We start from the raw sequence: 23,746 nt of genomic DNA on the forward strand, positions 1-23,746 counted from the left end.
CGATCGCAGCTTCAACCTATTACCGAACTTTAGATCTCGCTGACAATCCAGAACATCGAGCGAAACGAGATCTACATGATGAGCATCATGCTGAACAAATTAAACGAATTTGGAAGGAAAGTTTAGGTCGATATGGTGTACGTAAAGTTTGGCAAAAATTGAAACGTGAAGGCTATGTTATTGCACGTTGTACAGTTGCTCGATTGATGCAGAAGCTAGATATACAAGGTGTTTGGCGTGGTAAGAACAAACAAACTACCCGCAACCGAGATGATCAAAAACGAGCAGATGATTTAGTGAAACGTAATTTTAGTGCTGATCGACCTGACCCTTGCGAAGCAGTGCTTCTCAGGTCAGTGACTTTACGTATATTCAAACTCATTCAGGCTGGGTCTATACCGCCTTTATTATTGATGTGTTCTCACGAGCAATTGTTGGATGGAAAGTATCTACACGGATGAATACAGATATGGTGCTCGATGCACTTGAGCAAGCATTGCACGATCGAGGCATGCCAAAGAATGTGATTCATCATTCCGACAGGGGTGTGCAATATCTTTCGATTCGCTATACCAATCGTTTAGAAGCAGCAAATTTACGAGCATCAGTCGGTACAACTGGTGATTCATACGATAATGCTTTGGCTGAAACGGTGAATGGCTTATACAAAACAGAGGTGATTGAATATTTAAAAGCAGATTGGCAAGGTTTAGCAGATGTACAACTTGCGACATTAAATTGGGTAGATTGGTTCAACAAAAAGCGTGTACACAGTGCACTGGGTTATGTATCGCCTTTTGAGTTTGAAGCAATGTACTATGATAAGATTAACCCGTTAGGTCAGGTGGCCTAACTTAAATAAAAAAGTCTCCGACAAACCCGGTACGGTTCAGTACTTATAAAATAGGCTTCAAGAAAAATATTGGAGCGTTGACCTCGGAATAGGTCAGGGCGATAGCTGTGTAGATCTGGCTATTAAAGATGACTTGCATGCAGATAGCTATATTGTAGGTATTCTAGTCGATGGTGAAAATTATGCAAAAGCAGCTACAGCAAGAGACTGTAATCAGCTCAGACCAACAGTATTAAATGGGTTAGGCTGGAAGGTATTATCAGTGTGGACAGTTGATTGGTGGCTGGATCCGGAGCATAACTTAACTAAATTGGTAAAAGCATTAGAAGAGATCTAAATAAATCAACAGGTTGCTTAAGTTGTCTGAAACCTTTGAGATGGAAAGCATGCTTTAAATCAAGTCATTGACTTGGGTTGCATGGTCCATGTAAGTCGTAAATTCTATGAACTGCATGTGACGGGGAAAAGTCAGATTAATGAACAGGAATTTTTAAGGTCATCAGATTAAGTGTATTCTGATAATTAATAAAGCGCCGTTTGGCGCTTTATTCATCCTAGTCCTTCAATATTGCAAAATGCGATAATTGGTTTATACTTGATTTATAGCAAAATGCGATAATATGTTATGCATGTGATCACCCACGCTCGAATTATAGAAGCAATGCACAAGTGGCCACAGGCTGAAACGGCATTAGATGGTTGGTATCGAATCATAAAGGCAAACGATCCGAAAGATTTTGCTGAGATGAAACAGCTCTTTCCAGCGGTCGATAAAGTTAGAAAGTTCCATGTATTCGATATTGGCGGAAACAAGATCCGACTTATTGCCGTCGTGATGTATCACGCGAAACGTGTGTATATTCGTCATGTCTTGTCCCATAAAGAATATGACAAAGGTCATTGGAAGGAAGGTTAGTATGAACGCGATGATTAAACAGGCCGTAGACCACTGGCACTACGTTGCACCATTGCTCAGCAAGCCAGAAAATGAAGACGACTTTCATACACTTGTTGAAGCTTTAGATGAACTTTTAGATACCGTTGGTGATGACGAGTCTCATCCTTTAATGGGGCTTATTCATCAGCTTGGTGATTTGGTTTCTGATTATGAAAATGAGCATCTTCCTATGCCTAAAGGGGATGGCCGTGCTGCTTTGGCTTTTTTGATGGAGCAACATGGTTTAGGTCAGTCTGACTTATCAGAGGTTGCAACCCAATCTGTGATTTCTGAGATTTTAAGTGGAAAACGCCAACTGAATATTCGTCATATTAAGGCATTGTCTGAGCGGTTTAATGTATCGGCAGATACGTTTTTCTAAAAGATAGGGCGCCGTGAGGCGCTCTATCAATAGGGTGTGTTGACACTTTTAGCTTAAAAAAATAGCGAAGTAGTAAAATCAAATCGCCAAACCCAATTTTACTATTCACTATGCCTCGTACCATGCTGACAGATCAACACTGGCAAAAGTTGAAAGTTATTCTGCGTAATTTATCCATTCACCACAACTCAAATTTACGCAATTTTATTGAAGCTATTCTCTATACAATTAGAACAGGCTGTCCGTGGCGAGATATTCCTTGTTGTTTTGGTCATTCAAACTCTATTTTCAAACGTTTTAATCGTTGGTCAAGCAGCGGTAAGTTACTTAGATTATTCAAATTACTAGCCTCATGCCCCAATATGGAGTGGATTTTTATTGATGGCTCTCATGTACGTGCTCATCAACATTCTGCCGGCATAGCGAATCAATCTATTTCTAAAAGTGTAGGAGGAAACTCCTCAAAAATACATTTGATTGTTGATGCACATGGCAATCCTATTGATTTCATGATTACCGATGGAACCACACATGATGTTAAAGTTGCACCTGATTTAATATCAACATTAGATTTAAAAGAGACAAAAGTGGTATGTGCAGATAAAGGCTATGATTCAGAACCACTGCGTGAACAGATCAGGAAAATAGGGACTAAAGCGAATATACCAAAGAAAACAAATAGCCAATCGAACAATGACCATATGGACTGGTATTTATATAAAATCAGGCATTTAGTTGAAAATATGTTTTGTAGATTAAAGTAATTTAGATGAATAGCTACTCGATATGACAAGCTCAAAAGAAATTATCAAAGTTCTGTTGCTTTAGCCTGTATATTTTTATGGCTACCTTTATAGGGTTAATTATGAACAGTAAGTATCAACAGACCCTAATCATTTACTCGATTTTTGACATATTTTGTAGTGAATTACGCAAGTACTATATAAGTTTATTTTTTAAACACTCAGCTTCCTTATTTCATACATTAATTTACAGCGATTTCTTGGCGCATAAGGCTCTAATAAAAGTGTTTTTTATTTTTGGCAGCCTTGATACAAGTCTGTTTAATGTTGAACTAGAGAGAGAGGAAATCCGCATGCGTGCTCTTACCTATCATGGTGCTCGGGATGTACGAGTTGAATCCGTTCCAGATCCAGTGATTCAGGAACCAGATGACGTTATTTTAAGGGTGACAGCCACCGCCATCTGTGGCTCAGATCTACATCTATACCGGGGTAAAATCCCGGCCACTGAAGACGGTGATATTTTCGGCCATGAATTTATGGGAGTTGTAGAAGAAGTCGGCCCTGCAGTGACAGAAGTAAAAAAAGGTGACCGGGTGATCATTCCCTTTGTCATTGCATGCGGTCACTGTTTTTTCTGTGAACATGAACTCATGGCTGCCTGTGAAAATACCAATACGGGTCGTGGTGCAATTCTCAATAAAAAACAGATTCCACCAGGAGCGGCCTTGTTTGGCTTTAGCCACCTGTATGGTGGTGTTCCGGGTGGTCAGGCTGAATATGTGCGGATTCCTAAAGGTAATGTCGGACCGTTTAAGGTTCCCGGCTCCTTGCCTGATGAAAAAGTATTATTCCTGACCGATATTCTGCCAACAGCCTGGCAGGCAGTAACCAATGCTCAAGTCACCCGTGGTTCTACAGTGGCAATTTATGGTGCTGGTCCAGTCGGTCTGTTATCTGCAGCTTGTGCACGGATGCTCGGTGCCGAACAGATCTTCATGGTAGACCATCACCCTTATCGCTTGCGATTTGCTCATCAAACCTATGGGGTCATTCCGGTCAACTTTGATGAAGTCGATGCAGCTGAATTTATTATTCAAAATACAGCAGGTTATCGTGGTGTTGACGCGGTTATTGATGCCGTTGGTTTCGAAGCCAAAGGCAGTGTTCTGGAAACAGTAATGACCAACCTGAAATTAGAAGGTTCGAGTGGTTCAGCGCTCAGACAATGTATTGCAGCAGTCCGCCGCGGTGGTGTGGTGAGTGTACCGGGGGTTTATGCCGGTCCAATTCATGGCTTCCTGTTTGGTGATGCCTTTGATAAAGGTTTGACTTTTAAAATGGGGCAAACCCATGTGCATAAATACTTGCCGCAGTTGCTTGAACATATTGAAAATGGAGATCTGTCTCCAGATGTGATTATTACCCATCGCATGAAACTGGAAGATGCTGCGGAAGGTTACCGTATTTTTGATAAGAAGGAAGAAGACTGTCGTAAAGTCATTCTGACACCGTAAATGTACTAAAAGAATAAAAAGCGCCTTCTAGGCGCTTTTTATTCTTTAATCAAGACAGATCAAATCACCTGTTTTTATTTTTCAATTTTCTTCATCAAAAACTAGGGCGAATTCAAACATGAGGTGCGACAGTTTCAAAAGTCTTATGAAAATCAACAAGCTAAGCAAATTTCTTTTGAGCTTGTCATATCGAGTAGCTATTCATCTAAATTACTTTAATCTACAAAACATATTTTCAACTAAATGCCTGATTTTATATAAATACCAGTCCATATGGTCATTGTTCGATTGGCTATTTGTTTTCTTTGGTATATTCGCTTTAGTCCCTATTTTCCTGATCTGTTCACGCAGTGGTTCTGAATCATAGCCTTTATCTGCACATACCACTTTTGTCTCTTTTAAATCTAATGTTGATATTAAATCAGGTGCAACTTTAACATCATGTGTGGTTCCATCGGTAATCATGAAATCAATAGGATTGCCATGTGCATCAACAATCAAATGTATTTTTGAGGAGTTTCCTCCTACACTTTTAGAAATAGATTGATTCGCTATGCCGGCAGAATGTTGATGAGCACGTACATGAGAGCCATCAATAAAAATCCACTCCATATTGGGGCATGAGGCTAGTAATTTGAATAATCTAAGTAACTTACCGCTGCTTGACCAACGATTAAAACGTTTGAAAATAGAGTTTGAATGACCAAAACAACAAGGAATATCTCGCCACGGACAGCCTGTTCTAATTGTATAGAGAATAGCTTCAATAAAATTGCGTAAATTTGAGTTGTGGTGAATGGATAAATTACGCAGAATAACTTTCAACTTTTGCCAGTGTTGATCTGTCAGCATGGTACGAGGCATAGTGAATAGTAAAATTGGGTTTGGCGATTTGATTTTACTACTTCGCTATTTTTTTAAGCTAAAAGTGTCAACACACCCTATTGATAGTCAGAGCCTGATGTCATATTTATTATAGTATTTCACGTGATGGAACCGACATGATTAATAAGCAAAATCCAGAATCAAAACCTCAAAAAGAATCAAACGATGACAAGGGTGATCAGAAAACCTATCAGAATCCAGATCCTCAGAAAAAACCAAATGAAGAGCCTGAGAATCCACTTAAAGAGCAAAAGTAGATCAAAAAGCCCTCGTCGAGGGCTTTTTGAAATCAAATGCTTACACTACTTTTAATCTCAAATAAATTCATGCTGGAATAGCTGCGACAACTTTTTCTCTATCCCACAAACGGTGATTTTGAATAGCTTGTTTGAATTGATCTTGGATCTCTTTAAAATTTTGAGTAGAGAATAGAGCTGCATCCTTCGTGAGCTGAAACTCATCTATTAAAGCGCATTTATCACCCAGGAAAACAATGGGCTTGAGATGTTTATATGTCTCTAATACATAATGTTTAGAAACTCCATCAGCCTTAAATACTTCTAAATTATTCCCATCAATCACGATTACGGCATCATAAGTCACTGAAGGCTCGCCATTTTGTCTTCCATCTACTGGTATTTCATTGCCATCACTAGATTTAACAGGGGCTGCGTTCGGTGCTAAAGTTTCCACAATAGCTTTTTCTGCTTCAGCCCATATTTTAATATCATCTATTGATGACGCATTTACACCGTTATGAACGAGTAAGGCAATTTTTCGCTGTTTAATATCAGATGCAGGAAAAGATGAGGTACTTAATCTTTTCGAAGATGCAATTACGGGTTGGTGCAGACTATCTTGCTGTTTAGGGGGAGTTTTAATACCTAACTCTTTCGCAACATATTCAGCTAAGTCCAAGTCAATATTAGCTAAGACAGCGTAAACTACACGTCTGCGGATATCTTCCGATTTAACCTTAGATAATTCAAAAGAATATGCATCCTTAATATGCTGTTGTTCATGATTTTCCAAACTATGGTAGTGCATTGTGGCTTGCGAGAAATGATCAGCGAAACTTTCTGGTCGAACTCTTAGTTTGCTGCCTTGTACTTCTTCAGGATGTGTCTTAAAGGCACCACTGTCATTAGGTGATTCTCTTGGCCAATTTTCATCAACAGAATTAGGTTCATAATTTGCCTTTCCTTTATAAACTTCGTGATTAGCATAACCACCTCGTCTATTCGTATGAAAAGGACAAACGGGTTTGTTAATTGGAATTTGATTAAAATTTACCGTACCTAGTCTGTGTAAGTGAGTATCCGTATAGCTAAATAGCCGTCCCTGTAAAAGGGGATCGTTACTAAAATCTATACCTGAGACAATATTTGCAGGACTAAAAGCAACTTGTTCTGTTTCTGCGAAAAAATCATCTGTATTTTTGTTTAAAACAAATTTACCTAGTGGAGTGACAGGTACAAGTTCTTCTGGGATTAATTTTGTAGCATCTAAGACATCAAAGTCCCATTGTTTTGCATCTTCTTCAGAGAAAATTTGTGCGCCTAATTCCCATTCCGGGTAATTGCCACGCTCAATAGCATCCCACAGATCACGTCTGTGAAAATCGGGATCTTTGCCATTAATTTTTAAGGCTTCATCCCAGACGACTTGAGCTACCCCTTGCTTTGGAGTCCAATGGAATTTCACTAAGAATGCTTCATTATTCTTATTAATCAATCTAAATGTATGAACACCAAAACCTTGTATAGAGCGTAGATTTCTTGGAATTGCTCTATCAGACATTATCCAAGTAGTCATATGTGATGCTTCGGTGTTTAAAGAAATAAAATCCCAGAAAGTATCATGGGCAGATTGACCAGTTGGAACTTCATTGGCATCTTCTGGTTTTACTGCATGAACAAAGTCCGGAAATTTAATAGCATCCTGAATGAAGAAGACAGGGATATTATTCCCCACCAAATCATAATTTCCTTCTTCAGTATAAAATTTTATAGAAAAACCTCGTACATCTCGAACGACATCAGCCGAACCTCGCCCACCTTGAACTGTAGAAATACGGACAAAGATAGGAGTTCGATTATTTGTGTCCGTTAGGAACTTAGCTTTAGTCCATTTTTCATTACCTGCATAAGCTTGAAAGTAACCATGAGCACCGACCCCTCGAGCATGTACAACACGTTCTGGAATACGCTCACGATCAAAATGAATAAGTTTATCCCTTAGAAGAAAGTCCTCGAGAAGAGTAGGGCCTTTCTCATTAATTTTTAGACTATTTTGATTATTAGCTACGGGAACACCTAAAGAAGAGGTAAGGGTTTTACCTATAGGATCCACGTATGCTTCCTCAGAAAGTTGGTCGATTTTTGGTGTATTTGGTTCTTTCATATCACATTCTCTTATACATTTGCTTTATAACGTTTTATGAAAATAAGTATTTATTTTCACGTAAGTTAATGGCTTATTTGTTGACGGATATTTTGTGCTTATACAATTTAATAGGTTATCTACAATCGAATATGAGTTACTTGCAAGAAAACTCTTTTTTGGATCAAAGATACCCATATAAACTTTAAGTATTTACGCTTTGAGTAAGGTAAAGAAATGTGTATTTTTTGTTCGCTTAAACTATTCATTTTAAATAATATTGAATTAATCTAAGTCAAAACAAAAGCTTATTAATTTTGATATTCCTCACAATACAAACAGGATTTAGCCCATTTTGTATTTTGACAGCGAGGGCATTCTTCATTTAAATGATTTAAACGTTGGGTTTGACCACACAACATACAAGAATAAAAGTGATCGACATTATGATGATCTGCGATTTGGTATTCATCGGGAAACAGAGGAAGGCCCCATTTTATATTTTCTTTAGAATATGGGATCACGCTTAGGCAGCCATCAGTCTCAAGCAGTGCTATTTTAACTTGTCCGAGATGCTCTATTTTTTTTTGGCGCATTTCAGCAAAGAATTCATCGTATGAATACTTTTCTTGCTTAATATCCTCAACAATCAGTAAACCATTTTTGACGATGTATATAGGTCGACCTTCCAATACGGTCTCAATAGCATCGGATTTCATCATTAAATAAGTTGTTAAGCGATATAAAGCCATAATTACTGCAAAAACGATGACAGCATGTATGATCGGAACTTCTTCATAGAACATAGCATCGCCAGCAGCAGATCCTAAACTAAGAATAATTGCGATTTCAAAGATGGAAAGTTGCCTAACACCACGTTTACCAGAAAATCTTAAAACTAAGATAATCAGGAAGTACATCAAGACACTACGAAGTACAATTTCTGCTGCAAAAGTAAATGTAGTATCAGCTAATAGTATTTTTATAAAGTCCATTTTACACCTATTTAATTATTATTTAGATGTGCTGATAATGAGCCTAAAAGGCTCATTATCATTATATTGGCTTACATTTTGTCCCATGCATCTTTAATCGCATGTTTGGCTTGTTCCCACTTTAAGCGTGATTCAGCCTTTAGTTCTTCCCATTTTACTTTCAAATCACTTTCGGAATCTTCAAATCGTGCATCAGTACCACGCTCATTACGGGCATGCTGACCTAGTTCATAGGCTGAACGAAGATCACGGTCATAATCCACATCAGGAAGTTCTCTTTGGATATCGCCGTAATATGGGCGGTTTGAATAATCTGTACGCCAATCATGCTTGATTGGGTTTTCGTCTTGATGGTCATTGATAGTCATAATGAACTCCAATTCTATCCAACTAAGAATTCAAAAAAAATTCTTAGTTGGATTTAATTAATGAATGAGTTTAAGAATTTAATAATATTATTCAACATGAAAAACTATTATTTCTGTTGAGCGTGTTGGTCATTTTTCTGGTTTTGGTTCGGTTGTTTTTGCTGATTCGGATTTTTTTGCGGTTGGTCTGGTTGCTGTTGCTGTTGTTGCTGATCTGGCTTTTTTTGCGGTTGATTTGGCTGCTGCTGTTGCTGATTTTTCTGCTGTTGATTTTGATTAGTCATTTTACTGAACCTCATAAGATTAGAATTAATCTACATTAATTAATCAGTAGATTTATTATTAATATCATAATTTGTGTTTAAAAAAACATCAGAGGTGTTACATTTTAATTTTTGAGTTAAATTGTGTTTGTTTTAAAAGTTTAGGTATTGATAATAAATGGAAATATATATTTTGTTTTTTACAAAAGGCTAACAATGTTTAATTTTATTCTTAATTCAGATTTATATCTTTTTGATTGGAGTTGTGTTTGTAATTTATTGATTTTTTTTTAATTTTAAAAACAAGAAAAATCCGTGTAGGATATCAACTGAATAACGACAGAAATAATAGCAGTGCATGTACTTTCAATAAATACAGTTAACAATTTTATAAATTAGATAAAATGCTTTTTCACTAATTTTAAGCACCATATTTTTTTAATTTTAATGAATGTGATTGAAATCACATATAGTGAAATGTTTCTTTATTTCAAATATTATAATTATTTACTTAAATTTTTGTATTTTAAAACTAAATAAACTAAAGGATTACATTTGTTAACGTTTCTTTTCAAAGTTGTTAATTAATTAAGTACAAGTGTCAATTATGTTGGTATAAGTTATTTACCGTGAGAGAATTATAATGCCTACTGCAGTAAAAGAGAGAATTTTAAATTTAATAACCGATGCCCATCAGAAATATTTTGAAATAACACAATTTTTCTTAGATCCATCAGTGTCGCGTTCTGCAAAAGAGTTGAAAGCTTTTCATTTCCTAGAAAACGAAATACTTCATTTGGATAGTGATTTCTCTGATTTTCCTACTAATGTTGATCAATTAGCAGTCTGGATGCAGAAAAAAAATAAAACACAATGCTTGCATTACAAGGAGTACTTAGAAAGGCGTGAAAATGGGAGTGCAAGGGAGTTTTTTGGAACTACAAGTAAAGCTTATGAGTTTTTATACAAAGTAGCACCGACCAAACGTGTAGACGGGGCTTGGCTTTATAGCTTTATACAGTACTGGAATGATCCAGCTTTTAGAGACTTTATACAGATATATGTTGAGGAGTTGGGGTTAGGTTCCAGTCAAAGTAACCATGTAAAACTTTTCAATAAATTACTTCTATCACTTGGTCTTCATCAATTTTCAATGAATTTGCCTGATGAATATTATCACCAGTCAGCAATACAATTAGCTTTAGCTTATGCTCCATCAGATTTTATACCCGAGATTGCAGGTTTTAATTTTGGATACGAACAACTACCACTTCATTTACTGATTACAAATTATGAACTTAAAGAGTTAGGTATTGATTCCAAATATTTTAACCTACACATTACAATTGATAACTTTGATAATGGACATGCTCATTTAGCTACAAATGCGATTAAATGTTTAGCCAAACGCTACCCAAATCAATCCGAATTTATTCGTAAATTAAAGATAGGTTTTTTATTGAATAATCGAGGAATTAGCTCAGTTCAAATAATAAAGAACCTAAATACTGAGCGAGTGGTTCTGGACATTTTCAAGAGCAAAGCTTTGGTTGGAAAGCACATGCATAATGAGAAATGCAAGTTTAATAATAAGTCTGTAAATTCATGGCTTTCAGAAGAAGATCAGGTTGAGGAATTCATTAGTGAGCTAATAAAAATAGGATGGATTAAGCTTAACGAAGATCCGGAACATAGCCAATTTTGGAAGCTGATCAATGAAGAAGATGGGAAAATGTTTGGAGTTTTCTCTGCTGCAGAAAAAACTTTTATTTATGATTGGATTGCTGGTGCTAATTTAAGTAGACGCATTAATCCAGTAAATTCAGAATATATAAAAAACTTTATAGAACTAAATGATTTTAGTTATTTATCAGAAAAAGAATTATTGCTGTTACAGCAGCAAATTCAGATATCTACAAATACTGGGCATAAAATTAGTAAGTTGATACCATATTTAGCTCCACATCAACACCACCAAGAGATTGGTTTATGGGCTACGCAAAAAGTGGTTGAGTATATTTTCCCATTCTTAGGCAATAATTTTAAATGAGAGTAGGCTAACTTATTAATTTATATAGAAAAGATGTAGTCTATGACAAATAGATTGCATTTAGCTATTTTTTACAAGTAAGAAATGAAACTACCTTTGATTCAAATGGACATTGCGACGGATTCAGGCTTATTTGAAATTACGTAAAAAGAAATAAAAGAGTACGACCAACGACTAGTCGTACTCTTTATTTAGGATAATTTAAATAGCATGCCATTGCTGTTTAACTTCTTCTGAATTTTTAATCAGTACAACCTTGTCACCTTTTACTTCACCAATCCAGCCTGTTGGGATTAAATGATGTTGATCATTTTCATCTCGAGTAAGTTTTAATTGATTATCACCCTCAAGATGGTCAACTGTTCCTACTTTTGTACCACAAGAAGCAATAACATCTGAATGTTTTTTTATATCTGGAATATTTAGAGTACTCATTTCTTAAAACCTCTTTTATAAACATTACAATACGGAGGCCTTTAAGCTACTGCATATTTCCTCATAATTGTTGGATTTTAAATAATCCTTACATGATGATTTTATAGATTCACTTAAAAATACTGTTTAGTTAACAATGAAACAAAACGAAATAAATAGTTAAATAAGTATGAACAATTATCTTTTCATTACAATTTATCTATTTAACTAAACGGATTGTTTCAATTATTATTTAAATAAACTCATTTGAATTAACATTTTAAGAATGAATAGCAAAATATTTATAAAAGGCTCAACTTTAGACATATTAAATCGCTTTGAGCAGTACTCAGCTGAAGAAAAATTAAGTCAACGTCCAATTGTGTTGAAACAGTTGATTCATTCTGTTGGACGATTGCCTGAACCTGCTTCGGGACAAACCTATCAACGCTGGCAAATTTTTGCTCAGATAGCTGGCTTTGACCTAAGTTTAGCCAAGCTTTTTGAGTCCCATTTTGATGCTTTAAGTATTTTGCATGAACTCGGTTATCAACATGAAATCGATGAGGAGACATGGGCTGTTTGGGCTGCCGATGGTGGACCCGTGCCGTTACAGGTCGTAAATGGGCTTTGTCATGGAATTAAGCCGTGGTGTTCAGGCGCTGAATTTATTCATAAAGCATTAATCAGTTTTAAAGATCAACAGGGGCAATCTCAGCTCTGCATTATTGACCTCAACCAATCCTTGATCACCATTGATCTGGCTCACTGGCAAGCTATAGGCATGCAGGGAACACAGACCGCAAGAGTCAATTTTCAGGGGATAGCAGTCAAACTCATTGGTCATCCCAATGACTACCTTGATCGGGTTGGTTTTTGGCATGGTGCTGCGGGTGTTGCAGCTTGCTGGTACGGTGCCGCGGTGCGGTTAGTGCATGAGCTACAACAAAGTTGCCTTAAAACCCCTAATCCTTTTAAGAAAATGTATTTAGGTCAGTTGGCAACTCGACTTGCTGTAACCCGACAATATTTCCAATATATCGCGCAACTGATTGATAGCCAACCCAAACTTAGCCATGAACGGGATGTACGGATCTTGCGTGCGCAGGCAGAGCAAAGCTGTTTGGAGGTTATTGAAGGGGTAGGAAAAGCGCTTGGAGCACGGCCTTTTTGTGAACAAGCAACTTTTGCCAGCCTAATGGCTGATTTACCTGTATTTATTCGGCAAAGTCATGCGGCATTTGATGATGAGCAAATTGCTGAACGATGTTTACAGGAGCAAATATCATGGCAGATCTAAAACATCCTTTAGTCGAAGATCGTATTATTGAAGGGCATGGGACCTCCCGAGAACAATGGCTGCATGCATTTGAGCATCAGCCGCTTTCTCTACTCAATTTTAAAAAATTTCAATCCAAAAGAATCTTGATTGTCGCACCCCATCCCGATGATGAGATACTGGGGTGTGGCGGCTTGATGCAACAATTAATTATGTTGAATTGTCAGTTGGTGATCGTTGCCGTCAGTAATGGGACACAAAGCCATCCACATTCAACCAAATACAGCCCAGATCAATTAGATCAAATTCGCCCACAAGAAAGCTTGGCGGCTTTACAGTGTCTAGATATTTCTGAATATGTTCAACGTATTGCATTAAATTTACCAGACGGGCAGATTCATTTGCACAGGGAACATCTGTGGCAAGAATTAGACAAGTTGGTTAAAGCGGAAGATATTTTAATTTGTAGCTATGCACAGGATGGGCATCCAGATCATGAAGCGGTAGGAAAAACTGTACAGGCATTTGCTCTAGCTCATGACATATCATATTTACACGTGCTGATCTGGGCTTGGCATTGGGCGCGACCACTAGATCCGCGTATCAACTGGCAAAAGGCTAGAGCTTACAACTTAACTCAGACCCAATTAATCAAAAAACGTCAGGCCATCATGCAGTTTAAGAGTCAGATTGAAGCTGATGAAAGTACAGGCAATGCTGCGATTTTATCTCCAGCAATCATCGAACGTTTGTTAATGCCTTGGGAGGTTTATCTTTGTGAATGATTCTAGTCAATATTTCGAAGCCTTATATCATCACAATAATGACCCTTGGGGCTATGATTTACATTGGTATGAAGCTCGTAAAAGGCAGATTTGTTTGGCATTGCTTACTCAAGAGCGTTATTCATCAGTGTTGGAAATCGGCTGTTCCAATGGACATTTAAGTGTACATTTAGCCAAACGCGCTGATCAGCTTTTATGTCTAGATTTTTCTGAACATGCTGTTCATTGGGCCTCTAAACGTTTAGAGAGTTTGAAGCATGTGAGCGTTCAACACCAAAAAATTCCTGAATATTTTCCTGAACAGAAATTTGATCTGATTGTCATCAGTGAAGTGGCCTATTACTTATCACGCAATGAACTGCATGAACTGATCGATCAGCTCCAAGACAGTTTAACGCCACAAGGTGAAATCCTGTGTTGTCACTGGCGTCACGCCATTCAGGATTTTGAACTAGATGCTTCTCAAGTCCATCATCATTTAAAACAATCTTTGTTGTTCACTCATTATTTAAGTCTGAATGATCCAGATTTCATTATTGATATCTGGACGGTAAATCCTTCATCTTTGGCAAAACAACAGGGCTTAATATGAAAATAGGTATTGTTATCCCAGCCCATAATGAAGAACAGAATTTATCCGCTTGTTTGCAGTCAATTGAACAAGCTACACAGTATATAGGTCACGGTCAGGTCAAGATTCTAGTGGTTTTAGACAGTTGTACTGACCAGTCCCTCATGATTGTAAAGTCACATCAGATGAACTGGGTTGAATGTAATTTTGCTTGTGTGGGCAAGGCCAGAGACCTTGGTATTAGGCAGCTAATCGATCAAGGAGTTACATGGGTCGCTTGCACGGATGCTGATACAATTGTAGATCCAGATTGGTTACTATGCCAAATGCGACATCAGCCAACAGATGCCATTTGTGGTATCGTTATACTGGATGATCTTAGTCACTTATCAATACAACAACAGCAGAAATATCTGACGCATTATCAGGACATGATGGATCATCAACATATACATGGGGCGAATTTAAGCTTTAGTGCCGAAGCCTATATTCAGGCAGGAGGCTTTGAACCTATTCCTTGTCATGAGGATGTCTCATTAATTGAAAAATTTATTAAGCAATGTTGCAAAATCACTTGGAGCAATTTGGTTCGGGTCACCACTAGCAGTCGATTAAATGGACGTGCACCTGAAGGTTTATCGTACTTTTTAAAACATTTATAAAATTGACCTAATTCGAGAGAGAAAGTTAATCCACAGCTTTAGCGGGTGACATATATTATTCAGCTTTATAAATGAGCTATTTAATTCTGTCATCTTTACAAAATTTAAGTAAATTCATATCTTTGCCTAATTAAATTGAAAAGCTAAGAAGAAAAAGTGTTAAAAATAAATGCTTTAATTTTATTTGGATAAGTAATAATAAGTTATTGATATATATAAATTTTATTTTTGTAAAAAATACTGTTTTTAGATTGGTTTTGTGTATAATTTCGTCATAAAAGCCTCTGTGGATTTATAGAACTTCTCTATAGATTAGCAGGGGTTTTTCTATGGCGATTTATCCGAGATGGACGCTCTGAGTTAATTTGTGTGGATGGTATTAAATGATCCTTTTTTCCAGAACTGCTCTTATTGATCCTGAAATTCAATTAAGTGCTCAACGTCTTTCAACTCGTTTTAGCTTTTTCGGTCTGGGTTTCGCCACGGCTGCATGGGCACCGCTGATTCCTTTTGCCCAGCAACGTTTACATTTTAATCATGCCGATTTTGGTTTGTTGCTATTATGCGGCGGCTTAGGTGCAATGCTAGCTATGCCTGCAACGGGTAAAATTGTTCAGCGTATTGGTTGTCGTGTGCCGATCGGTTTCGCTTTACTTTTGCTTGCCGTTTTATTGCCAAGCCTAAGCTTATTGAGCACGCCGTTAATGATGGCGATCACCTTATTCTTATTTGGTACAGCAGCAGGAAGTCTGGGCGTTGCTCTCAATATTCAGGCCGTAGTGGTTGAGAAAAATAGCTTAAAATCATTGATGTCTGGCTTTCATGGTATGGCAAGTCTAGGTGGATTAGCTGGGGTACTGACGATTACTGCATTGCTTGCTTTAAGTATTTCGTCTGTTATAAGCGCATTTGCTGTGAGTTTACTGTTGGTAATTATTGTTTTTCTTTCAGTGCCATACAACATAAAAGCTGTAGAAAACACCCTTCTTGAAGCGTCATCGAAAGTGAAAAAGTCGATACGCCAGCGTCTGCCACAACCTTTGATTATATTAATTGGTATTACTTGCTTCATCATTTTCATGACGGAAGGTGCGGCGATGGACTGGAGTGGTATTTATTTAACGCAACAATATGGAGTTAATGCCGCTTTTGCGGGATTGGCGTATACCTTCTTCGCGATTGCCATGACCACAGGACGTTTTACGGGGCATTATCTGATCCGTTATTTTGGTGAAAAAAAGCTATTAACTTTTAGCGCGATTTGTGCAACTTTAGGTTTGGTTTTAGTCAGTATCGCGCCTCATTGGTGGCTGGTTTTAGTGGGTTATACACTGGTTGGTACAGGTTGTTCTAACATCGTCCCGATCATGTTTTCCCGTGCTGGACGTCAGACGGTGATGCCGAGCGCAGTTGCACTGTCCTGTGTTTCGACTTTGGCTTATACAGGTATTCTGGTTGGACCTGCTTTCATTGGAATGATTGGTGAGCTGATTGGTCTAAAGACAGTATTTATGGCGTTATCTGGTCTATTATTATTGATTGTGGCTTTAAATCGGTTTACTTATGTGAAATAAGCATCATAGTGAATTGAACTGGCAATACTGGATATTATTGCCAGTTCCTTACAAATCGAAGTACTATAAATTTTGATAAATAGGGTTAACGTTACGCATTCCCAGGAATCTGAAATCCTGCATAGCGGTTTTGTTCTGTAAGTCGTTAAGAAATGCATTGCGCCAGTCATTAATATCAAAATCTTTTAAACCTTTCATTAGTTGTTTGTAGCGTGAAATACGTTCTTGTCGTGGCATTTCCAGTGCTGTTTTTAAAACATCGACCATTGCCGTTTTATCGGTAGGATCAACCAGTAGTGCTTCTGACATATGCTCTGCAGCACCTGCATATTTGGATAGAATAAGTACACCAGGATTTGATGGATTTTGCGCGGCAATATATTCTTTCGCGACCAGATTCATCCCGTCTCGTATTGAACTGATCCAGCACACATCGGCTTGACGATAGATTTGCATCAAATGATGATGTTTTATTGCATCATAAATACATTCCACGGGTTGCCACTCTTCCTTTGCAAATTCCTGATTAATCATCTCGATCTTAATCTTGAAACGCTCAAATAAACGTTGATAAGCTGGAACTTCCAAACGACATGGGCAAGCAATTTGTAAATGTTGAATATGCTGCTGATACTCAGGATATTTCTCTAAGAACTCTGCATAGGACAAAAAGCGTTCCAGTAAACCTTTTGAATAATCAATCCGATCTACGCCGATAATGGTTTTTGCAGCATTCAGCTCTACTGGACGGGTAAGGAAGTCTTGTACATCAATAAACTTATGGGCCGCTTTTTGAATCGCTGTTGGATTTACACCAATTGGGTAGCATTTAATTATGGTTAAACGTTGATGGTAGCTTAACAAAGTTTGTTGAATTTTCTGTGCGTTCAATAAAGATGTGCATACTTGCATACACACTTTTTGATCTTTATCTGTTTGTAGACCCACCACATCGTATTGGCATAGATCCTCAATCAATTGTTGAGCACATGGAATTTTTTGCCAGATAAATAAAGGTGCAAAAGGAATGTGCAGGAAAAATCCAATTTTATTCTGCATACCGAGTTCACGGCAATATTTCGCCACACTTAAAAAATGATAATCATGAACCCAAATGGTATCGTCTGGATCTGCAATTTCGGCAAGTTTTTGAGCGAATAAATAATTTACTTTTTGATATCCTTCGTATTCTGATGTTTTAAACTCAATCAGGTCTGAACGATAATGCATGGCAGGCCAAAGTGAATTGTTGGCAAACCCTGCATAATAATCTGAATATTGAGAATTTGTTAAAGGGCAGGTGACATAATCAACTTTATCCTTCCGAAAAATATTAAAATGTACTTCCTCTTGCTTATGAACTCGTTCGCCATTCCATCCGAGCCATATACCACCAATATCATCTAATGCATCTTGTATAGCGACTGCAAGCCCACCTGCGGTAGTTTTTTGCCCGTTGGGAATAGTGACTCGATTCGATAAAATAATTAATTTAGACATGTTTTCTCTCCATCTAAGTTGTTGTTACCCTTAAAATTGTTATCATGGTTTCGAATATGGTCTAAAAATAATTCTAAAAAATCATATACTTGCTTTGTGTCTTTAAGCTGGTATTTGGCATGGGTAAGCCCTTGACCGACTTTGATTGAGATGCCATCTTCCAACTGATTCACAAAATAAAAACCATCTTCGTCCGTAACGTCATCACCAATGAAAATTGGTGTGTAAACCTCATACTGGTTTAAATGAGCTAAAACTTCCTTGATTGCCAAGCCTTTATTGGCTTGAGCGGGTATTAATTCATAAACGAATTTCCCTTGAATTAATCTTAGGTTGGGGAATATCTTTTGAGCTTCTAACATTATTTTTTTTGCTATATCTTCGAGCTCTGGAGCTTTCCTATAATGCAACGCAATTGATGATTTCTTGTTTTCAATCAGTAAACTTGGATAGGCGATACATGCTCGAGCTAAAATTTTGTAAATATTTGAAATTTCTAAGAAACTCTTTGGTGTATGTAATTTTTTTTCATTTCCTATATATATTTCTAATCCATGCAATGCGGCAATTGGAAGATCAATGGATTCAAATAATTTACGTGCAGAATCAATATCTCGTCCAGTCACAGCTATAACAGGAATCTTCTTTGAAATAATTTGTCTTAAAATATTTAAAGTCTTAGTCGGAATATAACTATCGATAGGATTTAATTGAAAATCAGATAAAGTGCCATCTATATCTAAAAATAGACATGGCTTATTGTAATTTGAGCTAAGCTTATCTCTTAAAGAGTTCAAGTATTCTAGTTTTGAAATTGATTTATCTATTATGTCTCTCAATTTTTAATATCTCATATTGCGATTATATTTTATTATAGATCGATATTTTTTTTATAATACTTAAGTTGTCAATAAGCAAACACAAGCAGAACGTAATTTACATTAGTAACGCTTAGAATACATCGTAAATCTTTCTTACATGTTTAATAAGAATTCATTTTTTATATTTATTATGGCTTTGTTACACAAAGATGTATAAGTTGAAGTCGCTTTATTGCATAAATTTCTTCTTGAAGGTTTTTTCAACAATATAAATTCCAAATGAAGAAGCCTGTACCTAAAATTTATCTTACAATGAATTGGTCCACCAATAACCGAGCTCTCATTAATCGTGGGAATATTGCCATTTGGTTCGATCCAAAGACCTAGTGTATGCACAATCACAAGGCAAGCATGGTCGAAATCAAACTTACTCTGACACCGCTATTCAATGTTGTTTAATGATCAAATCCTTATTTCATCTAATGTAGACCAAAAAGTAAAATAAAATTTTCCCATATTATTAACTTATTAGGTGGTGTTTCAAAAAGTATGCTGGCGTTAAACAAATCCGTTATTAAGGTAAAAGAAAGTCAAATCAAAGGCTTTAAAATGATTTTCGAGCTTTTTAGAAAAGTTGCAACTTCTCCTGAATCCACGCCTGATTCGATGACGAGTTCTACAATTGTTACCTTCAATACCGACGGTAAAAAACTTACCGATCACTTGCTTGCAACATTGAAATGCTGTGATAAAACTATCCCAGTGATCACTCGCAATTCGAGCATATTGAACCCCAAGCTTTTTAAGTCTAGCTTTAAGACGTTGAACCGTTGCTAAATCCCGCTTACCCCAAACATAAGCAAGAATTTCTCCAGATTCTCGATAGTAGGCATAAATAAGCCATTGTTTATTTTGCTTATTCCCTACAAAAGTCCAAAGTTCATCGACTTCAAGACATTCGTAGTGGCTTTGTTTAGGCCGAATCTGATAGATCGATTCACTTAAGGTTCGTAATACCTTGCCAATGCTGATACGCTCGACTTCAGCAATATCTCTTACACCGCTTCCTCTCACCATTAAATGTAAGATCTTGCCGGTAATACCTGAGTTACACCCTTGATAGCTTAATGCATGATCACCAATAAACTGACGTTTGCAATCTTTGCACTGATGGTTTTGTTTCCCATCTACTTTGATGCCATTTCTCTTTATATTGCTACTTAGACAGGTAGGACATTTGATTTGTAGCGTTATTTTCATACCTCTATTTTATCAAAAGCCATATTGTTTTTTTCAGCATACTTTTTGAAACACCACCACTTATTATTCCTTAAATGTCTCATTCAAAGCTTGTTGTACAGCATCAACACGTGTTTTACAGGCTTTGTATGCCACCATAGACTCTTCAACGATTTTCATTAAATTGTCGATGTCTGGCTCTTCCTGTGACTCCAATAGCTCGGCATTCTTTTTAAGGACTCCATAGCCTTCCTTGAAAGAGAGTTCTTTTTTACTCATTACTAATTACCTTCGTTACATTTGCTTGAATGGTGCCATCCTGTAATTCGACCTGGATGCTATCACCTGAAATCTGTTGAATAGAGCGAATAGCTTTTCCTTCACTACGAACAATTCCGTAGCCTTTAGCCATCACGGTTCTTGGATTCTGAATTAGGGTTTCCCGCAGCAGTGATTCGACTTGATTCGTTGCCAGTTTGATCTGTTGCTGGGCTAAATAATGTAGGGTGCTTCGCATCAAATCTACGCTCTTATTTGCTTCATTAATCTGCCCATGCGCAAGCGTCTTAATCACTCTCATGTATTGATCATTTTGGCTTTGGTACGCCGTGATTTGATGTTGGGATAATAGCTTAATGGTTTGGAATAAATCTAAGACATCCTGAATCCGTTCAGCAATTAGATTACGAATGCCACTAATTACCTTACTTGGTGTATCAAAAGAACGGTTTGCAACTTCATCCAATATCGTACGGTCTTTCTCGTGACCAATGCCGACCCAAATCGGAACGGTTCGTTTGGCCAACAATGCTGCTAGTTCATAATCATTTAAATAGGCAAGGTCGTTTACAGCACCACCGCCGCGAATAATCACAATGAGATCAGGTGGTGTATTGAAATCGGTAGCCCATTGTCTGAGGCCATTACTTAGAGAGGTGATAATACTTTGCGCAGCTGTGTTCCCTTGGAATGTTGCTGAGTAGTACTTGAAATGACATACATCAGATTTTTCTAAAGCATCAGCATCTTTTTTGAAGTCACCTAGACCTGCAGCATTTTCAGGAGCAATTACCAGGACATTCTGAATATCAAAAGGAGTAGGGACGAGCTTGTTTTTATTTAATAGGCCTTCAGAGGTAAGTCTTTCTAAAATTTGTTGATAGTGCCGTGCAATATCTCCAAGCGTATAGCTTGAATCAATATCTTCAACATTCACCGAAAAGCCATACTGAGGATCAAACTTGGCTCTAACTTTTACCAAGACATTTAAATCCTTTGAAAGCTCTACACCGCTTTCTCTTTCAAACTTAAGCACCATTTTCTGAGCTATAAATTTCCAGATGGTTCCTTTACAACTCGCTATAACTTTGTCGGTACTTTCATCCTTTTCAGCTAACTCAAGATAGTAATGTCCGCCCTTAATATTTAGATTACGGATCTCAGCTTTCACCCATACAGGCTCATTGAAAGTAATTTGAATTACTTCCTGTACTGTGGATAGATAATCACTAAGAGAAAACTGAGGTTCAGACATTAGGTCAATTATTTTAAGTGGTTAGATGAATAGTATTAAAGCAAAGCTATAAGTGCAAATTGAGAATATGCTCACTTGACCTTGATCAAGGTATATGGCATATTTCTTCTATAGTGGACGTACATATGGAAATTCACTTAATTACCGTAAAAAGCTCATCATTTGATGGGCTTTTTTTGTTACTAGATAATTTGGTATAAAATGTGAATGAGATCTCAATATAAACCAAGTATATTATTTGGTATTAAGTTCTCCATGGTAGTTAATATCAGTTTATACCTGCACCTTCCCCAAGTTGCAGGTTTTTTTTCTTCATTTTTTATTCGATTAATGATTTAATTATTTTGTTGTAAATAAAAACAACGATTCCTTGTTTCGGCGCAAAAGACCAAGGGGAAAGCCTTACAGAAATGTAGGGCTTTTTTAATAGGAGCTTAACTTAAATCGTATTGGTATAAATTTTAATTTTTTATCAGATGCTTAGTCGATAAAGTGCGTTCAAATAATTGCGCTTTTTTGTTGTGATATATTTTAATCATTACTTACAACAAGAAGAATAGAAATGAATATTTATATCGGTGGTGATTTAGATGGCAGGGTAATAGTGCTTGATAAACCATGTTTTAATGCTAAAAAAGTAAACAAGACAAAAGCAGCAAACTACATTAAGCAAATGTATGTCATACATGGTGACGTCTATTATTTTTGGCGTGATGCTGAGCTTAAATTATTGGAAGTTACTCAACGTATAGAGATCTTACTGGCAAAGACTAAGCGAAAATCTATTTAACTGTCCCTGATAGTAAGTTTTTATTGTCTTTATCCGTAAAAGATATTAGTTTAAATTGAACCAATTGTTAAAATAATTATGAGAACGGAAAAAATGAATAGAAAATTTGAACTACATGTGATTAGCCAGATCTATGACTTTTTAGTTGAAAGAGAGGCGTTTACCTCACTAAACCTTGATCGGAAAGTTACGGAGTTTTTTCGGGAAGTACATGTAAGGCGAGAAGAAGATTTTACAATTCTTGAATCAAATAAAATCTCAGGAAACTTTGGTGAAGTTTCCTATATCAATTTATTGAATGTCCCTAATTTCAACGATAAAGATAAATTTCTGAAATGGGCACATAAAGCTTTAAATTTATAAGTTGTAATAAATCAGTGTAATTTAATAGGAATTGTTTCATTATTTAATAAATTCAATTACATAAATAATAATGTGGTTACATTGTGAACAGTAATTCATCACAAGGCGGTTAGATAAATACAAATCACAGTGATATGTTTGAATCAAAAGTTCTAAATGGATGGAATTAAAGATGAAAATATTAACTTTGGTGAGCATAGGTGCGGTAGCAAGTTTCTGTTTATTGTCAAAGCGTCACACTACTGAAAATTCATTTCATTCAAACTTCGACACAGTTGTTCGAAATGCTGTCTTACAGGGATTCATATAAATATAGATGCCTAAGATATATACCTTTTAAGTACTTAAAGGAGGAATAAGATGATCAGATTATTAATGTGTATATTTGGCCTTCATGGTGCTAGAGAGATTGATTACACCAATGACCATAAAGAAATTTGTGTATGCCGAGAGTGAACCGTACCGGGTTTGTCGGAGACTTTTTTATTTAAGTTAGGCCACCTGACCTAACGAGCCTGTAAATTATTTTGTGTAAGTTCTATTTTTTATAAATGATCTTTTAATCGATCATCGAACTGAATCGTAAACCAATTCATTGCTAAACGCCAATTTTGAATTGGCATTGTCCATTTCTTAGCAGCATTGGTTGTTGCTAAGTAAATGACTTTTTTGACTGAATCATCTGACGAGAAGATCTTTCGCTTCTTGGTTGAATGGCGAATTACGCTATTCAACGATTCAATCGCATTGGTTGTATAAATCGCATGACGTATTTCAGCTGGATAGCTAAATATTGTACGGATATTTTCCCAATTGGCTCTCCAGGATTCTCCAATTTT

The 23,746-nt window shown here is 36.7% G+C and carries 23 protein-coding genes and 5 pseudogenes; 16 read left to right on the forward strand and 12 right to left on the reverse strand.

What is annotated here, in order from left to right; genetic code table 11:
• The 6 genes and pseudogenes from F944_RS16645 to F944_RS02950 form a co-directional block, all read left to right on the forward strand.
• Positions 1-853: pseudogene (locus F944_RS16645) on the forward strand (IS3 family transposase); the annotation flags it as partial.
• Between the two features lie 52 nt (positions 854-905).
• Positions 906-1,190, forward strand: a pseudogene (locus F944_RS16650) (hypothetical protein); the annotation flags it as partial.
• 288 nt (positions 1,191-1,478) lie between these two features.
• Positions 1,479-1,769 carry a type II toxin-antitoxin system HigB family toxin gene (locus F944_RS02935; RefSeq protein ID WP_004986524.1) on the forward strand — a complete coding sequence of 97 codons (291 nt, stop codon included), beginning with the start codon at positions 1,479-1,481 and terminating at the stop codon, positions 1,767-1,769.
• A 1-nt stretch (position 1,770) separates the two neighbouring features.
• Positions 1,771-2,172, forward strand: a complete 402-nt coding sequence (locus F944_RS02940; protein WP_004986525.1) for a helix-turn-helix domain-containing protein — start codon at positions 1,771-1,773, stop codon at positions 2,170-2,172.
• Positions 2,173-2,282: 110 nt separating this feature from the next.
• Positions 2,283-3,048: pseudogene (locus F944_RS02945) on the forward strand (IS5 family transposase).
• A gap of 220 nt (positions 3,049-3,268) precedes the next feature.
• Positions 3,269-4,432 carry a zinc-dependent alcohol dehydrogenase gene (locus tag F944_RS02950; protein ID WP_002045824.1) on the forward strand — a complete coding sequence of 388 codons (1,164 nt, stop codon included), beginning with the start codon at positions 3,269-3,271 and terminating at the stop codon, positions 4,430-4,432.
• Between the two features lie 213 nt (positions 4,433-4,645).
• Here the strand turns inward: F944_RS02950 and F944_RS02955 are convergent.
• Positions 4,646-5,296 (reverse strand): annotated as a pseudogene (locus F944_RS02955) (IS5-like element ISAba31 family transposase); the annotation flags it as partial.
• 137 nt (positions 5,297-5,433) lie between these two features.
• Here F944_RS02955 and F944_RS17045 point away from each other — a divergent pair.
• The gene (locus F944_RS17045; protein ID WP_004986534.1) at positions 5,434-5,574 is read left to right on the forward strand and encodes a hypothetical protein; all 141 of its coding nucleotides are present in this window, start codon (positions 5,434-5,436) and stop codon (positions 5,572-5,574) included.
• 67 nt (positions 5,575-5,641) lie between these two features.
• On the opposite strand, the gene F944_RS02960 is transcribed toward F944_RS17045, so the two are convergent.
• The 4 genes from F944_RS02960 to F944_RS17050 form a co-directional block, all read right to left on the reverse strand.
• A complete protein-coding gene (locus F944_RS02960) occupies positions 5,642-7,720 on the reverse strand; it encodes a catalase (RefSeq protein WP_004986535.1) in 2,079 nt (692 codons plus the stop codon).
• Between the two features lie 290 nt (positions 7,721-8,010).
• On the reverse strand, positions 8,011-8,694 hold the full coding sequence (locus F944_RS02965; protein ID WP_004986536.1) for a DUF421 domain-containing protein: 684 nt from the start codon (positions 8,692-8,694) through the stop codon (positions 8,011-8,013).
• 71 nt (positions 8,695-8,765) lie between these two features.
• Positions 8,766-9,062: a hypothetical protein gene (locus F944_RS02970; RefSeq protein WP_004981674.1), complete on the reverse strand. Its 297-nt coding sequence runs from the start codon at positions 9,060-9,062 to the stop codon at positions 8,766-8,768.
• 107 nt (positions 9,063-9,169) lie between these two features.
• Entirely contained in the window at positions 9,170-9,346 is a 177-nt protein-coding gene (locus F944_RS17050; RefSeq protein WP_004986537.1) for a hypothetical protein, read from the reverse strand.
• Between the two features lie 622 nt (positions 9,347-9,968).
• Here F944_RS17050 and F944_RS02975 point away from each other — a divergent pair.
• Entirely contained in the window at positions 9,969-11,375 is a 1,407-nt protein-coding gene (locus F944_RS02975) for an iron-containing redox enzyme family protein (protein ID WP_004986541.1), read from the forward strand.
• A 201-nt stretch (positions 11,376-11,576) separates the two neighbouring features.
• Here the strand turns inward: F944_RS02975 and F944_RS02980 are convergent, their stop codons facing one another.
• A complete protein-coding gene (locus F944_RS02980; protein WP_004986545.1) occupies positions 11,577-11,810 on the reverse strand; it encodes a DUF2171 domain-containing protein in 234 nt (77 codons plus the stop codon).
• A 265-nt stretch (positions 11,811-12,075) separates the two neighbouring features.
• Here F944_RS02980 and F944_RS02985 point away from each other — a divergent pair, with 265 nt between their 5' ends.
• The 5 genes from F944_RS02985 (at position 12,076) to F944_RS03005 (ending at position 16,660) form a co-directional block, all read left to right on the forward strand.
• A complete protein-coding gene (locus F944_RS02985) occupies positions 12,076-13,089 on the forward strand; it encodes an acyl-CoA/acyl-ACP dehydrogenase (protein ID WP_004986546.1) in 1,014 nt (337 codons plus the stop codon).
• A complete protein-coding gene (locus F944_RS02990) occupies positions 13,077-13,853 on the forward strand; it encodes a PIG-L deacetylase family protein (RefSeq protein WP_004986548.1) in 777 nt (258 codons plus the stop codon). The genes F944_RS02985 and F944_RS02990 overlap by 13 nt, the downstream gene beginning before the upstream one ends.
• Complete coding sequence (locus F944_RS02995; protein ID WP_004986550.1) at positions 13,846-14,445, forward strand: class I SAM-dependent methyltransferase; 600 nt, start codon at positions 13,846-13,848, stop codon at positions 14,443-14,445. Before F944_RS02990 ends, F944_RS02995 begins: the two co-directional genes overlap by 8 nt.
• Positions 14,442-15,086: a glycosyltransferase family 2 protein gene (locus F944_RS03000; RefSeq protein ID WP_004986552.1), complete on the forward strand. Its 645-nt coding sequence runs from the start codon at positions 14,442-14,444 to the stop codon at positions 15,084-15,086. Before F944_RS02995 ends, F944_RS03000 begins: the two co-directional genes overlap by 4 nt.
• Positions 15,087-15,469: 383 nt before the next feature.
• Positions 15,470-16,660 (forward strand): MFS transporter, encoded by a 1,191-nt coding sequence (locus F944_RS03005; protein ID WP_004986555.1) that lies wholly within the window; start codon positions 15,470-15,472, stop codon positions 16,658-16,660.
• A gap of 63 nt (positions 16,661-16,723) precedes the next feature.
• On the opposite strand, the gene F944_RS03010 is transcribed toward F944_RS03005, so the two are convergent.
• Positions 16,724-18,160: a trehalose-6-phosphate synthase gene (locus F944_RS03010; RefSeq protein WP_004986558.1), complete on the reverse strand. Its 1,437-nt coding sequence runs from the start codon at positions 18,158-18,160 to the stop codon at positions 16,724-16,726.
• Complete coding sequence (gene otsB / locus F944_RS03015; RefSeq protein ID WP_004986561.1) at positions 18,148-18,999, reverse strand: trehalose-phosphatase; 852 nt, start codon at positions 18,997-18,999, stop codon at positions 18,148-18,150. Before otsB ends, F944_RS03010 begins: the two co-directional genes overlap by 13 nt.
• Before the next feature lie 261 nt (positions 19,000-19,260).
• On the opposite strand from otsB, the pseudogene F944_RS16655 reads away from it, so the two are divergent.
• Positions 19,261-19,463 (forward strand): annotated as a pseudogene (locus tag F944_RS16655) (transposase); the annotation flags it as partial.
• Positions 19,464-19,539: 76 nt separating this feature from the next.
• Here the strand turns inward: F944_RS16655 and F944_RS03020 are convergent.
• The 3 genes from F944_RS03020 to xseA all read right to left on the reverse strand — a co-directional run bounded on the left by F944_RS03020 (position 19,540) and on the right by xseA (position 21,754).
• Positions 19,540-20,241, reverse strand: coding sequence for an IS1 family transposase (locus F944_RS03020; protein WP_004986570.1), 702 nt, complete (start codon positions 20,239-20,241; stop codon positions 19,540-19,542).
• A gap of 63 nt (positions 20,242-20,304) precedes the next feature.
• Positions 20,305-20,499, reverse strand: coding sequence for an exodeoxyribonuclease VII small subunit (gene xseB, locus F944_RS03025; RefSeq protein WP_004986572.1), 195 nt, complete (start codon positions 20,497-20,499; stop codon positions 20,305-20,307).
• Complete coding sequence (gene xseA, locus F944_RS03030; RefSeq protein ID WP_004986576.1) at positions 20,492-21,754, reverse strand: exodeoxyribonuclease VII large subunit; 1,263 nt, start codon at positions 21,752-21,754, stop codon at positions 20,492-20,494. The genes xseB and xseA overlap by 8 nt, the downstream gene beginning before the upstream one ends.
• Positions 21,755-22,316: 562 nt before the next feature.
• Between xseA and F944_RS03035 the strand changes: the two genes are divergently transcribed.
• Positions 22,317-22,544 carry a hypothetical protein gene (locus F944_RS03035; RefSeq protein ID WP_004984985.1) on the forward strand — a complete coding sequence of 76 codons (228 nt, stop codon included), beginning with the start codon at positions 22,317-22,319 and terminating at the stop codon, positions 22,542-22,544.
• A gap of 93 nt (positions 22,545-22,637) precedes the next feature.
• A complete protein-coding gene (locus F944_RS03040; protein WP_004986579.1) occupies positions 22,638-22,907 on the forward strand; it encodes a hypothetical protein in 270 nt (89 codons plus the stop codon).
• Between the two features lie 545 nt (positions 22,908-23,452).
• Here the strand turns inward: F944_RS03040 and F944_RS03045 are convergent.
• A partial coding sequence (locus F944_RS03045; protein WP_004986581.1) for an IS256 family transposase occupies positions 23,453-23,746 on the reverse strand: 294 nt, incomplete at its 5' end.

It is taken from the genome of Acinetobacter ursingii DSM 16037 = CIP 107286, from assembly GCF_000368825.1.
GTDB classification, from domain to species: Bacteria; Pseudomonadota; Gammaproteobacteria; order Pseudomonadales; family Moraxellaceae; genus Acinetobacter; species Acinetobacter ursingii.

Excerpts from the sequence above, each read along its gene's own strand:
- F944_RS02935 (WP_004986524.1), top strand. The coding sequence starts at position 1,479 with ATGCATGTGATCACCCACGCTCGAATTATAGAAGCAATGCACAAGTGG.
- F944_RS02940 (WP_004986525.1), top strand. The coding sequence starts at position 1,771 with ATGAACGCGATGATTAAACAGGCCGTAGACCACTGGCACTACGTTGCA.
- F944_RS02950 (WP_002045824.1), top strand. The coding sequence starts at position 3,269 with ATGCGTGCTCTTACCTATCATGGTGCTCGGGATGTACGAGTTGAATCC.
- F944_RS17045 (WP_004986534.1), top strand. The coding sequence starts at position 5,434 with ATGATTAATAAGCAAAATCCAGAATCAAAACCTCAAAAAGAATCAAAC.
- F944_RS02960 (WP_004986535.1), bottom strand. The coding sequence starts at position 7,720 with ATGAAAGAACCAAATACACCAAAAATCGACCAACTTTCTGAGGAAGCA.
- F944_RS02965 (WP_004986536.1), bottom strand. The coding sequence starts at position 8,694 with ATGGACTTTATAAAAATACTATTAGCTGATACTACATTTACTTTTGCA.
- F944_RS02970 (WP_004981674.1), bottom strand. The coding sequence starts at position 9,062 with ATGACTATCAATGACCATCAAGACGAAAACCCAATCAAGCATGATTGG.
- F944_RS17050 (WP_004986537.1), bottom strand. The coding sequence starts at position 9,346 with ATGACTAATCAAAATCAACAGCAGAAAAATCAGCAACAGCAGCAGCCA.
- F944_RS02975 (WP_004986541.1), top strand. The coding sequence starts at position 9,969 with ATGCCTACTGCAGTAAAAGAGAGAATTTTAAATTTAATAACCGATGCC.
- F944_RS02980 (WP_004986545.1), bottom strand. The coding sequence starts at position 11,810 with ATGAGTACTCTAAATATTCCAGATATAAAAAAACATTCAGATGTTATT.
- F944_RS02985 (WP_004986546.1), top strand. The coding sequence starts at position 12,076 with ATGAATAGCAAAATATTTATAAAAGGCTCAACTTTAGACATATTAAAT.
- F944_RS02990 (WP_004986548.1), top strand. The coding sequence starts at position 13,077 with ATGGCAGATCTAAAACATCCTTTAGTCGAAGATCGTATTATTGAAGGG.
- F944_RS03000 (WP_004986552.1), top strand. The coding sequence starts at position 14,442 with ATGAAAATAGGTATTGTTATCCCAGCCCATAATGAAGAACAGAATTTA.
- F944_RS03005 (WP_004986555.1), top strand. The coding sequence starts at position 15,470 with ATGATCCTTTTTTCCAGAACTGCTCTTATTGATCCTGAAATTCAATTA.
- F944_RS03010 (WP_004986558.1), bottom strand. The coding sequence starts at position 18,160 with ATGTCTAAATTAATTATTTTATCGAATCGAGTCACTATTCCCAACGGG.
- F944_RS03020 (WP_004986570.1), bottom strand. The coding sequence starts at position 20,241 with ATGAAAATAACGCTACAAATCAAATGTCCTACCTGTCTAAGTAGCAAT.
- xseB (WP_004986572.1), bottom strand. The coding sequence starts at position 20,499 with ATGAGTAAAAAAGAACTCTCTTTCAAGGAAGGCTATGGAGTCCTTAAA.
- xseA (WP_004986576.1), bottom strand. The coding sequence starts at position 21,754 with ATGTCTGAACCTCAGTTTTCTCTTAGTGATTATCTATCCACAGTACAG.
- F944_RS03035 (WP_004984985.1), top strand. The coding sequence starts at position 22,317 with ATGAATATTTATATCGGTGGTGATTTAGATGGCAGGGTAATAGTGCTT.
- F944_RS03040 (WP_004986579.1), top strand. The coding sequence starts at position 22,638 with ATGAATAGAAAATTTGAACTACATGTGATTAGCCAGATCTATGACTTT.